Source organism: Alkalimonas sp. (assembly GCF_020831925.1).
Taxonomy (GTDB): domain Bacteria; phylum Pseudomonadota; class Gammaproteobacteria; order Enterobacterales; family Alteromonadaceae; genus Alkalimonas.
On the sequence record NZ_JAFIFQ010000065.1, the window covers coordinates 1 to 14542 of the forward strand.

Below are 14542 nucleotides of genomic sequence, written 5' to 3' on the forward strand. Positions count from 1 at the left end.
GCGATTTTCAACACCTTGCGGATTTTGTCTTCCGGCATTTGCATGCGCTCGGACAGCTCTTCCGGGGTAGGCTCGCGGCCCATCTCTTGTAGCATCTGCCGGGAGATCCGATTCAGCTTATTGATGGTCTCAATCATATGCACCGGGATACGGATGGTACGGGCCTGATCAGCAATCGAGCGGGTAATGGCCTGACGGATCCACCAGGTGGCGTAGGTCGAAAACTTGTAACCACGGCGGTATTCGAACTTATCCACAGCCTTCATCAAGCCGATGTTGCCTTCCTGAATCAAATCAAGGAACTGCAGACCACGGTTGGTGTATTTTTTCGCAATGGAAATAACCAGACGCAGGTTGGCCTCGACCATCTCTTTCTTGGCCCGGCGCGCTTTGGCTTCACCAATCGACATCCGGCGGTTGATGTCTTTGATCTTGGCAATGCTCAGGCCGGTTTCTTCTTCGACTTTTTTCAGCTTCTCAATACAGCGATACAAATCGTCTTTGAAGTCAGTCAGCTTGTCAGAATGCGTCTTCTTGGCAGCAATCTCAGCGTCGATCCAGGCGGTCGAGGTTTCATTGCCGGTAAAGGCTTTGACGAACGCCTTTTTTGGCATCTTGGCATGCTCGACGCTGTGCTTCATGATCAGGCGTTCTTGCACGCGCACCCGGTCCATCATCTCACGCATGTTTTTTACCAGACGATCGAATTGCTTTGGTACCAGGCGGAAACAACGGAACACTTCACTCAGCTTCAGAATTTCTTCTTTGGTGGTGTCGTGCTCACGGCCATTGCTGACGATGGAGTTGCGGGTGACGTCGTACTGATCGCGCAGTTCAGCAAATTTGACCCGTGCAACTTCCGGATCCGGACCGCTGTCGCCATCATCGGCATCATCGCTGTCATCATCGTCATCGTCATCATCGTCGTCATCATTGTTGGATTCAGGCACATCCGAACCAATGTTGGTGGCAATCACCGGGGCTTCTTCTAGCTCATTCGGATCGACGAAAGCGGTAACAATATCACTTAGTCGCATCTGATCGGCTTCGTACTTATCCCACAATTCGAGCAGATAGGTTATGGCTTCCGGATATTCGGCAACCGAGGTTTGAACCTGGTTGATGCCATCTTCAATGCGTTTGGCGATTTCAATTTCGCCATCCCGGGTCAGTAGCTCGACGGTACCCATTTCCCGCATGTACATCCGTACCGGATCGGTGGTGCGGCCTAGTTCTTTATCGACACTGACCAGTGCCTGCGCTGCTTCTTCCGCAGCGTCATCATCGGCGGCGGCATCGGTCATGATCAAATCATCGGCATCGGGGGCAGATTCAAAAACCTGAATCCCCATGTCGTTGATCATGCGGATGATATCTTCAATTTGCTCCGAGTCGATAATGTCTTGTGGAAGGTGGTCATTGACTTCGGCAAAGGTGAGGTACCCTTGCTCTTTACCTTTCAAGATTAGGAGTTTGAGTTGCGACTGAGGACTTTGCTCCATAGAGGCTGTTCTTCCACTCAAGTTAATTAATAAACGAATTGCGAACTGGCAATTATAACAAACTGCGGCATTTCTAGCCAGCAATTAGCTTGGTGCCGATCGCGGTTTTCTGCTTTTTAGTGCTGTTAGCAGCAATACGTATTCCTGTTGTTCGACAGGGGTTAATTTTTGCAGCTTGGCGGTGCGCTCCAGCGCTTCCAACCGTTGTTGCAGGTATTGATCTTCAATGGCGCTGAAGGTATCGATAAATTCTGGTTCGACTTGCTCTGGTTCCAGCTGCGGATCCCACATCGCCAGTTTATTCAGTATCGGATATTCCTGGCTATCACGCCAATGCTCCAGCAACTGAGCCGTGCGGATACCAGGTGCCGCCAGTATTTTGTGCTGTAAGGCCAGCAATAATTCCATGCCAGCTAAGTTGGCACCCGCCAGCTCTTGCGCCTGGGGAATGCTATTGGCCAATGCTGGGTACTGCAGCATCAAGGCAATGGCCCGGCGCATCGGTGTCATGCTTTGCGCCTTCGGCATGAAGCGTGCGGCGCTTCCTTTGCCTGGGGCTGGCTTTAGCCCCCTGGGTTTACCAATTAGGCTGTGCAGTTTGTCGCTTAATTGCTCACGGTAAAATTCGCTTGGGATCTGGCCAATTAAAGCTTTGCCCTCGGCCAGCAAGGCCGATTTCCCTGCATCCGAGCCAGCGTCGTGCTGCGCCAACAGATACTCAAAGAAATAATGCTGCAAACTATCGGCGTTGGCTATCCGCTGCAAAAAAGCGTCTTTGCCTTCTTGTTGCACCATGCTATCCGGATCTTCGCCATCCGGCAGAAAGACAAATTTCAGCTCGACGCCATCTTTTAATTGCGGCAGGGCATTTTGCAGTGCCCGCCAGGCCGCATCGCGACCGGCCCGGTCGCCATCGTAACAACAGACCACGGAGCGGCAATAGCGAAACAGGGTTTGCATATGCTCGCTGGTGGTGGCCGTGCCCAGGCTGGCGACGGCAAAATCGATGCCTTGCTCCGACAGCGCGACCACATCCATGTAGCCTTCTACTACCAGCACCTGTTCCAACCGTTCTTGCTGCTGGCGAGCCTCATAAAACCCATACAGTTCCCGGCCTTTATGAAACAAACGAGTTTCGGGCGAGTTCAGGTATTTGGGTGTACCATCGTCAAACACCCGGCCACCAAAGGCAATAACCCGGCCGCGGCGATCGCGGATGGGAAACATCAAGCGGTTGCGAAAAAAATCGTACTCGCGGCCTTGCTCATTGCGATTGGTCAGCTTGAGCTCAAACAGCTGATCGCGGATTTTTTTATCGCTGCCCAGCTGGCGCAGCAGAAAATCCCAGCTATCCGGCGCCACCCCAATGCCAAATTTTTGTACGGTGGCCGGGCTTAAACCCCGGCGTTTTATGTAGGCTTGCGCCTGTGCGCTGGCCGGGCCTTGCTGCAACTGTTGCTGCCACAAGGTGCTGGCTTTTTGCATTAAGGTATAGTCATCGGCCTGGCCGCTTGGTCGGGCTGGACCACCGCCTTCGCGCGGTACTTCCAGATGGTGCATCGCCGCCAGCTCTTCGATGGCTTCCGGAAACTCCAGTTGCTCGTACTCCATCAAAAAAGTGATGGCGTTGCCATGGGCGCCACAGCCGAAACAGTGATAAAACTGCTTATCTTGACTGACGGTAAAAGACGGTGTTTTTTCGTTATGGAAAGGGCAGCAGGCAGAATGATTCCGGCCTTTTTTCTTCAAAGGAACGCGCTGATCGATCAACTCGACGATGTCGGTTCGAGCCAGTAAATCATCAATGAACTGTCGCGGGATCTGTCCGGCCACTGGATAGTTTCACTTTGCTCAGAAAAAGACAAACCGTGCCTGGAAGCACGGTGTGGTCAGCATATGCTAGTTCCTGACTCTGCTGCGTAATTGCAGCCAGAAAGCAGGTGGGCGTTTCATTGCAATCAAAAGCTGTTTGAGAACAGCTGCTGCCTGCCTGGCAATGAAACGCAGCCGTCGCTGTGACGTCTTTGGTACCGATTAGTACAGACGGATGCGACGAGCGTTTTCGCGAGAAAGCTTTTTCGCGTGGCGTTTTACCGCAGCCGCTTTCTTACGCTTACGAATCCAGGTAGGCTTTTCGTAGAATTCTTTCGCGCGCACATCAGCCAAGATGCCAGCTTTTTCACAAGAGCGCTTGAAACGACGCAAAGCTACGTCAAAGGGTTCGTTTTCTTTTACTTTAACAACAGGCATTAAATTCTCACCTCGGTTTATCTGGTCAGTCAGCGACCAATACGATTAAAAATGGTGCCGCATTTTACTCAAAAGCCGGGGGCCTTGTAAAGGGATTCTGTGGATCGCTGGTGATTTATCCTGGATCCCAGTACAATTCGCGGGTTTTAGCGCCGGAGGAAACAATGCGGGTACTGGGAATTGAGACATCCTGTGACGAAACAGGCATAGCGATTTACGACAGTGAGTTGGGCTTACTCAGCCATCAGCTGTACAGCCAGGTGAAGCTGCACGCTGATTACGGTGGTGTGGTGCCGGAGCTGGCATCACGCGATCATGTGCGTAAAACTTTGCCGTTGATCCGGGCTGCACTCAAAGAGGCCAACATCAATGCTGCCGATATCGATGGCGTGGCTTACACCGCAGGACCAGGCTTGGCCGGTGCTTTGTTGGTAGGTGCTTCTATTGGCCGTAGCCTTGCTTTTGCCTGGCAAAAGCCGGCCATAGGGGTGCATCATATGGAAGGCCATCTGCTGGCACCTATGCTGGAAGCTGAACCACCGGCGTTTCCTTTCCTGGCGCTGCTGGTCTCCGGTGGGCATACCCAGCTGGTCGCCGTGGCAGGTATTGGCCAGTATCAGCTTTTGGGCGAGTCGATTGACGATGCAGCCGGTGAAGCCTTCGATAAAACCGCCAAATTGATGGGGCTGGATTACCCGGGTGGTCCTTTGCTGGCGAAGATGGCCACTGCAGGCAACCCGACAGCACATCGCTTCCCGCGACCGATGCTGGACAGGCCCGGGCTGGATTTTAGCTTCAGTGGCCTGAAAACCGCTGCTGCCAATGTCATTGCCAAAGCCGGTTCGGATGACAAAGCCAGAGCTGATATCGCCGCTTCATTTCAGCAAGCAGTGGTAGATACGTTGGTAGCGAAGTGCGAGCGGGCTTTGCAACAAACCGGTCTGAATCGCCTGGTGGTCGCGGGCGGGGTCAGCGCCAATACCTCTCTGCGTGAACAATTAGCCGCTTTGTTGCAAAAGCGCGGTGGCCAGGTGTTTTATCCTCGTAAAGAGTTTTGTACCGACAATGGCGCTATGATTGCCTTTGCCGGCCATCAGCGTCTGGTAGCTGGACAACAGCAGGATCTGGCGATTGCCGTTCAGCCACGCTGGCCGATGGAACAGCTGTCACCCATCTAGGGTCAACAGACCCTAAGGACTATTCTTTAAGATTTTTATCTTTATCCCAGACCCGGCTTTCGTTGCCACGCAGCAGCCGGGCAATGTTTTGGTGATGGCGGGCAATGATCAGCAGGCTGAGCATCAACACCGGCAAGGTATACATCGGCTTAATAAACCAGGTAAACACCGGCGCTAAACCCACTGTAATAATGGCTGCCAGAGACGAGTAACCGCTGATCGCGAGTACCAACACCCAGGTCGCCAGCAGCAGGCCGGTCAGATCCAACCCAATGGGCATCATGGTACCAAGCGCGGTTGCCACCGCTTTGCCACCTTTAAAGCCAAAAAACACCGGATAAATGTGGCCAAGACAAGCGCAAATACCAATCAAGCCCAGATAAATCGGCTCCAGCCCCAAAAAGTACGAGCCCCACACCGGGATAGTGCCTTTAAGAATATCGAACAGCAACACCAGTGCTGCTGGCAATTTGCCGCCGGTGCGCAGCACATTGGTGGCACCCGGGTTGTTGGAGCCAGTGGTTCTGGGATCGGGCAGCCGGAACAGCTTGCAAATCAGCACCGCCGATGAGATGGATCCCAGCAGATATGCCAGCAACATAAGTGTCAGGATCATGGGTGTCATCAATGCGGTTCCTCAGCCTGGCTTTTTACGATAAGATCGGCGTCGCTTGGTCAAGGTGGCGGCAATCTACCCAATTGGCTTATGTCTTCATCTTACCCTGAACCTGCTGCGGAATGAACTGATGGATACTGTTTTTATTAAAAAGTTGTGCATCGATACGGTGATAGGTGTGTACGAGTGGGAAAAGTCCATTCAACAGCGGCTGGAGCTGGATTTAGCCCTAAGCTGCGATACCCGCCAGGCTGCCGCCAGCGATGATATCCGCCAGGCACTGGATTACAGTGTGATTGCGGCCGAGGTCACCGAACTGGTTCAGCGTGAGCCGATTGAGCTGATTGAAACGGTGGCCGAGCGGGTGGCTGAATTTTTGTTACAAAACTTTGCCACCAGCCGGGTTCAGGTCACTGTCAGTAAACCGGGGGCGGTGCCAACGGCGGAAACTGTCGGGGTATGCATTGAGCGGGAGGCCGGTTGATGGCCTTTATTCTGATCAGCATTGGCAGCAATATCGAACGGGAACAGCATATCCGGGCAGCCATCCGCGAGCTTCAACAAGCCCTTGGCGCCTTGCACATTTCCTCCGTCTACGAAAGTGAAGCGGTCGGTTTTGACGGCGATCCTTTTTACAATCTGGTGGTGGCTGCCCACACCGACTTAACGGTGGAAGGGTGTGTCGAATTATTTAAAGCCATTGAAGACCAGCACGGTCGCAAGCGCAATGTGGCACGTTTTTCCGGCCGGACGCTGGATCTGGACTTGCTAACTTACGACCAGCTTATCTGCAAGGAGCCGGTGGAACTGCCACGGGATGAAATTACCAAAAATGCCTTCGTGCTGTGGCCGCTGGCAGAGCTGGTGCCGGAGCACATTCATCCACAGACTGGCCTGACCTATCGCCAACTATGGCAACAGTACCCGAAGCAGCAAAAACTGTGGACGGTGCCCTTTTCATGGAGTGAAACCTAAGTGAGTACCATTGAAATCCTTATCCTGTCCATTATTCAGGGTATTACCGAATTTTTACCAATCTCTTCATCCGCGCACCTGATTTTACCCTCGGCCATCTTAGGCTGGGATGATCAGGGCATTGCTTTTGATGTGGCGGTGCATGTAGGGACCCTGGCGGCCGTGGTGTTGTACTTTCGCCGCGATGTGGGCCAGTTGATCCTGGGCTGGTTGCAATCGCTGCGTGGCCAGCAAAGCACCTATGGCACCCTGGCCTGGATGCTGATTGTCGCCACTATACCGGCTGGCTTGGCTGGCTTGCTGTTTGCTGGCTTAATTGAAACTGTGCTGCGCTCGCCCTGGGTGATTGCCTGCACCACGTTGATTTTTGGCAGTTTGCTTTGGTATGCCGATCGTACCGCCAAACAGCAGACCGATGTGATGCATTTAAGCTGGCGTCAGGTGCTGGTGATTGGAGTGGCTCAGGCGGTATCGTTAATTCCGGGCACTTCCCGCTCTGGCGTCACCATGACCGCAGGCCTGATGATGGGGCTGGACCGTGCCAGCGCCGCCCGTTTCTCGTTTTTAATGTCGATTCCTATCATTGTGCTGATTGGCTTGTACCAAACCTCTAAACTGATTAAAAACCCGGAAGTGTACGACATACCGGCACTGGCCGGTGGCATGGCGTTGTCTTTCTTCAGTGCTTTGGTTTGTATTCACTTGTTTTTAAAAATTATCAGCCGTATGGGCATGTTGCCCTTTGTGATTTACCGCTTGGCGCTGGGCATTGGCCTGGTGATTTTCTTAACCTGGTTTGCCGGCTAAGCGCCAATGTACGACCCCTTGCTGGATAAAGATCCCGGTTGCAATGCCCCTTATCCGGCATCTTACTGGGCAGGGCAAGGGCAGGCAGAGCCCGGTTATCCGGCGTTACAGCAAGAGCGCAGTGCCGATCTGGTGGTGATTGGGGCGGGTTATACCGGCTTAAATGCCGCCAGGGTGCTGGCCGGGCGGTTTTCACAGCATGTGGTAGTGCTCGAAGCACACCAGCCTGGCTGGGGCTGCAGCGGTCGTAATGCGGGTTTTGTGCTAAAAGGCACCGGTCGGCTGGGGGCGGTGCAGCTGACTGAGCGTTTTGGCCTTGAAACCGCTCAGGCCTGCTACCGGGAATACCGGCAGGCCTTTGAGCAAGTGGCCACGCTTTGCCAAAAGGGCGCTATCGACTGTCAGGCGCAGCCGCCTGGTTACTACAAACTGGCGCATCAGCCGCGTTTTTTACCCCTGTTTGAACAGCAACAACAGCTGCTCAATCAGCACTTTGGGGAACAGCTACAATACCTGAGCCAGGCCGAGCTGCAGCAGACGCATCTGGCCGATCAGCAGGCCTGTGGTGCTTTGCTGGACCCGGACTGCTTTGGGCTAAACCCGCTGCAACTGGCGCTGGGTTACAGCCGGCTGGCAGAGCAGGCAGGCGCCACCATCTATGGCGGCTCGCCAGTGCTTGGTTGGCAAAAACAGCAAGGGCTGCACCGGCTACAGACCCCTCAGGGCTCAGTGACGGCTAAAAAAGTGTTGATTGCCACCAATGGCTATACGCCGAAAGATTTTCATCCATTGCTTAATGGGCGCATACTGCCGGTACAAAGCAGCATTATCGTGACCCGGCCGCTGACGGAGCACGAGCGAAGCGCTTGCGGCTTTCGTGGTCAGCCCATCGTGATGGATACCCGGGCCCTGAAGTACTATTACCGTTTGCTGCCGGATGGTCGCCTGTTGTTTGGTGGCCGTGGCGCCATTCAGGGCCGCCATGCCGATAAACCCCGCTATACCAAGGCCTTGCGAAGTGCGCTTGAGTACAGCTTTCCAGCGCTGGCGGGTATAGATATCGCTTATCAGTGGAGTGGCTGGGTGGCGGTGTCGCTGGATGATCTGCCGCATCTGTATCAGGCACCGCAGGATAGCTCCTATGCTGGCGTGAGTTATGCCGCCGGTTATTGTGGCAGCGGCCTGTCGTTTTCTGCCCTGGCCGGTCAGCGGCTGGCCGAGCTGGCGATGGGACAATCCATCCCGAATCTGCCCTGTTATCAGCGGCCATTGCCGGCCTTTCCGTTTGCCCGCTGGCGCCGGCTTGGTCAGTGGCTGTATTATCAATGGGGACGCTGGCAGGATAAGCGTCACTAGTTGCTTGGTTGTTCGACGTTAAGGAGTTTTGAATGAACAAAAGTATGCTGACCAATGGGGTGGCCCTGGCAATCACCATCGCTGGTTTTGGCCTGGCGCAGCCTTGGTTGCTGACCACGGGCCTTTTTGCGCTCTCAGGTGGCCTGACCAATTGGCTGGCAGTGCATATGTTGTTTGAAAAGGTGCCTGGTCTCTATGGCTCCGGCGTGATCCCGGCCCGTTTCGAGCAGTTAAAGCAAAGCCTGCAGCAGCTGTTGATGACGCAGTTTTTCAGCAGTGACAACATCGACCGCTTTTTGCATCAGCAAGATGAATACGGCGAGCCAATGAAACTGGAACTGGGCCCGGTGATTGAGCAGGTAGAGCTGGATCCGGCCTTTGATGCCCTGCTTAAGGTGGTGGAGGAGTCGTCTTTTGGCTCCATGCTGATGATGGTTGGCGGCAAAAAAGTACTGTTGCCGCTGCGCGAGCCCTTTATTTTGGAACTGAAAAACGCTTTGACGGAAATTGCCGACTCCGATGAGTTTCAGCAACAGATCCTGCTGCAGTTGGAGCGGCCAGAGCAAATGCAGCAAATTCAGCAGCACATTGAAACCATAGTGCAAGCCAGGTTGGATGAGCTTACGCCGGAGCTGGTGAAGCAGATGCTGCAACAGATGATCAAAGAGCACTTAGGCTGGCTGGTGATCTGGGGCGGTTTTTTTGGCGGCCTGCTGGGTTTGCTGGCCGCTTTGGTACTCAATGGTTTGTAAACAGCAGGCCTGAGCCTGCTGTTCATCTGGGGCAGCTTACCCTGGGTGCTGATGCTCGGCGGCAGTTTCCTTGTGATGGCCCGGCCTGGCCATTGGTTTATTTTCATGACGCCATAACAACAGCGCAAACACCAGACCGGTGACGGCCAGGCCGGTATAGAACCACATACCAGGCGCATAGCCTGCGACATTGTCGGCACTGGCCTGATTCAGATCATTCAGATAGCCAATCACTGGCGGTACGATGGACCAGCCAATTTGCTGGCATAGCGTCATGGTGGCATAGGCGGTGCCTAAACGGCGCTGATCGACGGTATAGGCCACAGAAGGCCACATTGCCGCCGGTACCAGGGAAAAAACACAGCCCAGCAGCAGCATCACCAGCAACAGAGTGATTGGAATGGCACTGCCAAACACCATCACCGGTGCGCCGGCTGGCAGATAGGTGACGGCCAGAAAGAGCGGCAGCATCATCAGGCAGCCCAAAGTCATAAAAAGGCCACGCCGGCCGACTTTATCTATCAGCAAACCAAACAACGGGGTGGCAACAATCGCCGATACCATCATCATGCTATTGAGCATGCCAGCGGCTTCGCGGGCCATGCCGTGCGCTTCCTGAAAGTACATGATGGCAAAGGTACGGAACGGGAAAATGGTGGAATAAAACACCACGCACAGTGCCACGATGTACCAGTAGCGCTGACCAAAGAAAAATAACTCTTTAAATTTTAATTGGTCGGTTTTTTCGGTGACGCCAAGGTTAAAACGGCCTTCACAGCGTTTTTCCTGCAACCAGTACAGCATGGCCGCAGTGACGGAGATACCAGCGAAAGCAGTCGCCAGCCACAGCGGGTCCTGCCAGTTGCTGTACAGCGGGCTGGCAAAGCTGGTAGACCAATCCGCCGAGGCTGAACCCAAGCGTGATAACGACAAGTTAATGCCAAAAGCAAAACTCAGCTCTTTGCCTTTAAACCATTTGGCCAGCACAGTAGTCGCTGCCACTATCAGCGGTTCGGAGCCAAGCCCAAGCAGCAAGCGGCCACTGGCCATGATTTCATAGCGAGGGCTTAGCGCTGTTACTACGGCACCCAGCAAACAGATGCTGGCAAACAGTAGCAAGGCGCGTTTGGTGCCATAACGGTCGATGATAATACCGCCAATCAACAGCGCAACAATGGCCCCCAGGTTGTAGATGGAAATCAAAAAGCCGGTTTGCTGGTTACTAAAGCCCAGATCACTTTGCAGCAGATCAATTACGGGGCCGAGCGAGTCGTAGACATAGTAGTTGCCAAACATGGCCAGGCTAACAAACAGCAGTACCAGCCAGCGGTGCAGCGGGGTAGGCCTTGGCAAGGCCGAAAGTGGTTGATTCATGATGGTTGGGTTCTCAACTTGGTGCATCGTGCGATGCTTTATTGTTAGAGAGACACTGTAGCGGAGCCGAGCGCGTCAAGCAATGTCGCCAAGCTGGTAATGAGTTTGTCAGCTTTTGTTACAAAACTTTTTTGCGCTTCAGCGCCTAGCTCCGTACTATGCTTAAACGCAACCTCGACCTCTACAGGATTTTATAACAATGAAAAAACTCAGTGTATTGGCTTTCAGCGTCGCTTTGGCGTTAGGTCTGGCTGGCTGTGATAGCAATCGCACGCCGGTTGGCGAGCAGCAAGGCGCTGCGGTACCTGCGCAAGCGGCGTTAACCTCTGGCGTAGAGCTGGAAAATTTTGATAGCAGTGTGCGCTTTCAGGATGACTTTTACTATGCCGTTAATGGCCAGTGGATTGAAAACAATCCTATCCCGGCCGATCGTTCCCGCATCGGCTCCTTCGATATTTTGCACCAGCAAGCTCAGCAGGCAGTGCGTGATATTATTGAAGAAGTGGCTGCCCGCACCGATTTGGTACCGGGCTCCAACGAGTACAAACTGGCCAGCTTTTACAACAGCTTTATGGACCAAAATCACCTAAATACCTTGGGTATTCAACCTATCCAGCCTTTGCTGGATAAAATTGCAGCACTGGAGTCCAGCGAGCAACTGGCCGGCCTCAAAGCCGAGCTGCAGCGTGATGGTGTGGCTGGGTTGTTTGGCTGGTACGTTAACAATGATGCTCGTGAGTCGACCCAATACGCCGTTTATTTGTTTCAGGGCGGTTTAGGTTTGCCGGATCGGGATTATTACTTTAACGAAGATGAGGATTCCCTGCGTCTGAAAGCGGCTTACCAGGAATACGTTGCCGATATGTTGGCCCTGGCCGGTTTTGCCGATGCGCCCGCTGCGGCAGAGCAGATCATGGCGCTGGAGCATGCGCTGGCCGGACACCACTGGACCCGGCTGGACAGCCGCAATGCCGATAAAACCTACAACAAAAAATCAGCCGGTGAATTGAAATCCTTATTGGGTGCTTTTGACTGGCCAGCCTATGCTGCTGCTTTCGGTTTACCGGCGGAGCAGGATGTGATTGTGGCACAGCCATCCTATTTCGAGGGCCTGGCTAAACTGGTGAACAGCACCGATCTCAGCACCTGGCAGGCGTATCTGACCTACCGTACCATTCACAGCTTTGCACCGCAGCTAAGCGAAACCGTGGCGGATCGTCGTTTTGCTTTTTACAGCCAGACGCTGCAAGGCGTCGAAGAGCAGCAACCGCGCTGGCGTCGGGCGGTGGATACCACCAATGGTGTGCTGGGTGAGCTGGTTGGCCAGTTGTATGTCGAGCGTCACTTTAACGAAGCAGCCAAAGCTCGGATGGAAGAGTTGGTCGATAATGTGTTGTTGGCCTTTGGCGAATCGATTAAAGAGCTGGAGTGGATGTCGGAAGCAACCAAAGTGGCGGCACTGGAAAAACTCAGTACCTTTACCACCAAAATTGGCTACCCGGATAAGTGGCAGGATTACTCTGAGCTGGTGATTAAAGCCGATGACTTGGTTGGCAATAGCATCCGCGCCAGCCATCGCGCTTACGATGATATGGTTGGTAAGTTGGGTGGGCCCATTCAGCGTCATGAATGGTTTATGACACCGCAAACCGTCAATGCCTATTACAATCCGGTGATGAACGAAATCGTGTTCCCGGCCGCGATTTTGCAACCGCCTTTCTTTGATATGAATGCCGATGATGCGGTCAATTACGGTGGTATTGGCGCTGTGATTGGCCATGAAATTGGCCATGGCTTTGACGATCAGGGGGCCAAGTACGACGGTGATGGCAATCTGCGTGACTGGTGGACTGCCGAGGACTTAGAGCGCTTCCAAAAATTAGGTGCCCGCTTAAGTGCTCAGTACAGTCAGTTTGAGCCTTTCCCGGGCGTTTTTGTCGATGGCGATGTCGCTTTGGGTGAGAACATCGGCGATCTGGGCGGCATGACTGTGGCCCTACGCGCCTACAAACTGTCGCTTGGTGGCGAAGAAGCGCCGGTGCTGGATGGCTTCACCGGCTTGCAGCGTTTCTTTATCGGTTGGGCGCAAATCTGGCGCTCCAACTACCGTGAAGAGGCTTTGCGTCGCCAGTTGAGCACCGGGCCACATTCACCGCCGTACTATCGGGTGATTGGTGTGCTGCCAAATATACCTGAGTTCTACCAGGCCTTTGATGTGCAGCCAAGCGATAGCATGTATTTACCAGCGGAGGAGCGGGTCAAGATCTGGTAAAGAATTTCTGTTATACTTCCATCGGTTAACAGGCAGTCGCGTCGCGGCTGCCTGTTTGCGTGCCGACACTCCCTGCACTTTTCGTTAAACTGGTCTAACCATTTTATTCAGCCAGTTTATACCGGCTATAACCGGATACGACCACAGGCGAATGTTAATCCGGCAGCTAATTTCTTATAATCACGCGGGTTCATATCAAGAGTTGACGCTTGCAGGCTGCGAACTCTCCCCAGACCGATTGCAGGTAAGACGGGTAGAGCTGGCTGAACCATGCAGCGTCACCAACGACCAAGAGGACACTACAGTGCTACAAGAATATCGTGATCACGTCGCCGAGCGCGCGGCAGAAGGCATCCCGGCCAAGCCGCTGAATGCTGAACAAGTGGCAGCTCTCGTCGAGTTGCTAAAAAATCCACCTCAGGGTGAAGAAGCCTTTTTGGTCGACTTGCTGGAAAACCGCATCCCACCGGGTGTGGATGAAGCGGCCTACGTTAAAGCCGGTTTCCTGGCTGCTGTCGCCAAGGGCGAAGCCAAGTCTCCTTTAGTGACACCAGAGCGTGCCACTGAGCTGCTCGGCACCATGATGGGTGGGTACAACATTGAGCCTTTGATCAGCTTGCTGGATCATGCGAGCCTGGCGCCACTGGCTGCCAAAGCCTTGTCGCATACCTTGTTGATTTTTGATGCCTTCCACGATGTCACTGACAAAGCTGAAGCCGGCAATGCCTTTGCCAAACAAGTGGTGGAGTCCTGGGCCGAGGCCGAGTGGTTTAAGGCCAAACCAGCATTGGCAGAAAAAATTACCCTGACTGTGTTTAAAGTCACCGGTGAAACCAACACCGACGATTTATCACCGGCCCCGGATGCCTGGTCACGGCCGGATATCCCACTGCACGCGCTGGCGATGCTCAAAAACAGCCGCGAGGGTATTGAGCCGGAAGAGCAAGGGGTACGTGGCCCAATCAAGCAACTGGAAGCATTGAAAGAAAAAGGTTTCCCACTGGCCTATGTCGGTGATGTGGTTGGTACGGGTTCCTCGCGTAAATCTGCCACCAACTCGGTGCTGTGGTTTATGGGCGATGATATTCCTTACGTGCCAAACAAGCGTGCCGGTGGCTTTGTGCTGGGCGGTAAAATTGCCCCCATCTTCTTTAACACCATGGAAGACTCGGGCGCACTGCCTATTGAAGTAGATGTTTCCAATTTGAATATGGGTGATGTGATTGATATCTACCCATATCAGGGCAAAGTTTGCCGTCATGGCAGCGATGAAGTGGTTGCTGAATTTAGCCTGGCAACGGATGTACTGTTGGATGAAGTACAAGCGGGTGGCCGTATTCCGTTGATCATCGGCCGGGGTTTGACCGACCGTGCCCGTGAGTTCCTGAAACTGGCTCCGTCGACAGTGTTCCGTCGTCCAAGCGCGAAAGACGATAGCGGCAAAGGCTTCACTCTGGCGC

At 53.7% G+C, this 14542-nt stretch carries 12 protein-coding genes and 1 pseudogene; 8 read left to right on the plus strand and 5 right to left on the minus strand.

All coding sequences use genetic code 11. From position 1 onward, the window contains the following. The 3 genes from rpoD to rpsU form a co-directional block, all read right to left on the minus strand. Positions 1 to 1502 (minus strand): RNA polymerase sigma factor RpoD (rpoD, locus tag JJU14_RS14640; protein WP_228614468.1); only part of this gene is annotated, 1502 nt, incomplete at its 3' end. Positions 1503 to 1586: 84 nt separating this feature from the next. Then, the gene (gene dnaG, locus JJU14_RS14645) at positions 1587 to 3335 is read right to left on the minus strand and encodes a DNA primase (protein ID WP_228614469.1); all 1749 of its coding nucleotides are present in this window, start codon (positions 3333 to 3335) and stop codon (positions 1587 to 1589) included. Between the two features lie 201 nt (positions 3336 to 3536). Further along, positions 3537 to 3752, minus strand: coding sequence for a 30S ribosomal protein S21 (gene rpsU, locus JJU14_RS14650; protein WP_091338499.1), 216 nt, complete (start codon positions 3750 to 3752; stop codon positions 3537 to 3539). Positions 3753 to 3916: 164 nt separating this feature from the next. Between rpsU and tsaD the strand changes: the two genes are divergently transcribed. Then, complete coding sequence (gene tsaD / locus JJU14_RS14655; protein ID WP_228614470.1) at positions 3917 to 4930, plus strand: tRNA (adenosine(37)-N6)-threonylcarbamoyltransferase complex transferase subunit TsaD; 1014 nt, start codon at positions 3917 to 3919, stop codon at positions 4928 to 4930. Between the two features lie 19 nt (positions 4931 to 4949). Here tsaD and plsY read toward each other — a convergent pair whose 3' ends face one another. Then, the gene (plsY, locus tag JJU14_RS14660) at positions 4950 to 5555 is read right to left on the minus strand and encodes a glycerol-3-phosphate 1-O-acyltransferase PlsY (protein ID WP_228614471.1); all 606 of its coding nucleotides are present in this window, start codon (positions 5553 to 5555) and stop codon (positions 4950 to 4952) included. A gap of 121 nt (positions 5556 to 5676) precedes the next feature. Between plsY and folB the strand changes: the two genes are divergently transcribed. The 5 genes from folB to JJU14_RS14685 are packed head-to-tail and all read left to right on the plus strand — an operon-like array spanning position 5677 to position 9436. Continuing rightward, positions 5677 to 6030 (plus strand): dihydroneopterin aldolase, encoded by a 354-nt coding sequence (gene folB, locus JJU14_RS14665; RefSeq protein ID WP_228614472.1) that lies wholly within the window; start codon positions 5677 to 5679, stop codon positions 6028 to 6030. Further along, complete coding sequence (folK, locus tag JJU14_RS14670; RefSeq protein ID WP_228614473.1) at positions 6030 to 6521, plus strand: 2-amino-4-hydroxy-6-hydroxymethyldihydropteridine diphosphokinase; 492 nt, start codon at positions 6030 to 6032, stop codon at positions 6519 to 6521. The genes folB and folK overlap by 1 nt, the downstream gene beginning before the upstream one ends. Further along, on the plus strand, positions 6522 to 7328 hold the full coding sequence (locus JJU14_RS14675; protein ID WP_228614474.1) for an undecaprenyl-diphosphate phosphatase: 807 nt from the start codon (positions 6522 to 6524) through the stop codon (positions 7326 to 7328). A gap of 6 nt (positions 7329 to 7334) precedes the next feature. Next, on the plus strand, positions 7335 to 8684 hold the full coding sequence (locus tag JJU14_RS14680) for an FAD-binding oxidoreductase (RefSeq protein WP_228614475.1): 1350 nt from the start codon (positions 7335 to 7337) through the stop codon (positions 8682 to 8684). A 32-nt stretch (positions 8685 to 8716) separates the two neighbouring features. Then, complete coding sequence (locus tag JJU14_RS14685) at positions 8717 to 9436, plus strand: DUF445 domain-containing protein (RefSeq protein ID WP_228614476.1); 720 nt, start codon at positions 8717 to 8719, stop codon at positions 9434 to 9436. 36 nt (positions 9437 to 9472) lie between these two features. Here the strand turns inward: JJU14_RS14685 and JJU14_RS14690 are convergent, their stop codons facing one another. Beyond that, positions 9473 to 10837: an MFS transporter gene (locus tag JJU14_RS14690; protein WP_228614477.1), complete on the minus strand. Its 1365-nt coding sequence runs from the start codon at positions 10835 to 10837 to the stop codon at positions 9473 to 9475. Between the two features lie 172 nt (positions 10838 to 11009). On the opposite strand from JJU14_RS14690, the gene JJU14_RS14695 reads away from it, so the two are divergent. Beyond that, positions 11010 to 13082 (plus strand): M13 family metallopeptidase, encoded by a 2073-nt coding sequence (locus JJU14_RS14695; RefSeq protein WP_228614478.1) that lies wholly within the window; start codon positions 11010 to 11012, stop codon positions 13080 to 13082. A gap of 304 nt (positions 13083 to 13386) precedes the next feature. Then, positions 13387 to 14542, plus strand: a pseudogene (locus JJU14_RS14700) (aconitate hydratase B); the annotation flags it as partial.